Annotated in this window: 1 protein-coding gene; it reads right to left on the bottom strand. The window is 46.4% G+C overall.

The features are described from left to right. Positions 1-1502 (bottom strand): DEAD/DEAH box helicase (locus B7Y67_RS17750; RefSeq protein WP_293599764.1); only part of this gene is annotated, 1502 nt, incomplete at both ends.

The following is a 1502-nucleotide window of genomic DNA, read 5'->3' as shown; positions in this document are numbered from 1 at the left end:
TGGGGTGCTGTAGCAATAACAGAAAACTCACGCAAGCCTTCCATGGCCATACCCAGTGTTCTTGGAATCGGCGTAGCAGTCAGAGTCAGGATATCCACTTCGGCGCGCAATGCTTTAAGCGCATCCTTTTGATGCACCCCAAAACGATGCTCCTCATCGACAATCACTAATCCCAAATTGGCAAATTGAGTTTCTTTTGATAACAGCTTATGTGTGCCAATGATGATGTCAGCCTCGCCTTTAGCAATGGCTTCAAGTGCTGCATTAATTTCTTTAGTAGTTTTAAAGCGTGAAAGCTCAACAATGCGTACTGGCCAATCGGCAAAGCGATCTTTCCAGGTGGCAACATGCTGTTCTGCGAGGAGGGTGGTCGGCGCTAGGATGGCTACTTGCTTACCACCCATTACTGCAACAAAACTGGCGCGAAGAGCAACCTCGGTTTTGCCAAAACCCACATCTCCACACACCAGTCGATCCATTGGAGTGCCACTGGTCATATCGCCGATGACTGCTGCAATGGCATTAGCCTGATCTGGTGTTTCTTCGAAGCCAAAGCTTTCTGCAAAAGCAGCGTAATCATGGGCCGAGAATTCAAAGGCATGACCTTTACGTATCGCTCTTGCGGCATACAAACTCAGTAGTTCAGCAGCGGTATCTCGAATTTGTTGCGCAGCCTTACGTCGTGCTTTATCCCACTGTCCAGACCCTAGTTGATGCAGTGGCGCCGAATCGGGATCAGAGCCTGCGTAACGGGTGACCATTTGTAGCTGTTGCACTGGTACATACAGAGTCGCATCTTTGGCGTAAACCAAGTGCAAGAACTCTTCAAAAATAGGCTCTTCTTTTGGTGGAGCTAAATTAAGTAGCACCAATCCTTGATAACGACCAATACCATGATCAGAATGCACTACAGGATCACCAATCTTGAGCTCAGATAAATCCTTAAAGAGCATGTCCGGATCGGCGCTCTCACTTTCTTTTCCTTTACGTCGTTGACGCGCTGTGGTTGTAAAGAGCTCTGCTTCAGTAACAACGATGAGGTTTTCAGCTGGCCAAGTAAATCCATTAAAGAGTTGGGCTGTAACCAATCCAAAAAGTGAATCACTCTTAATAAAATCAGCAATACCTTCAAAGCCCTCTGGCTTTAATGGGTAGAGTGGTTTGCCATTTAGTCCTGCAATAGAATTACTCTCTTCAAAGAGTTGGCGTATAGATTCTTTTCGACCATTGCTATCGCTACAAATGACTATGCGCACTTTCTCTTGGGAGACTAGAGCACGCAAACGATTAATAGGGTCTGCATCACGGCGGTGCACTGCTAAATCTGGTACGGCTAAAAATTGCGGTGCTTCTTCGCTTTCTTTGTCCGCCTCTTTCTCTAATGCCAAACGTGCGTTGGGTTTAGCCGCTGTAAAGAATTGATCGACATCCAGAAATAATTCTGCGGGTGGAAGAATGGGGCGATCAAGATCATGCTTTAAGAACTCATATCTAGAAAGCGT

This window comes from Polynucleobacter sp. 35-46-11 (genome assembly GCF_002281105.1).
Note: the sequence above shows the minus strand (reverse complement) of the source record. Positions and strands in the feature narration are given on the sequence as shown.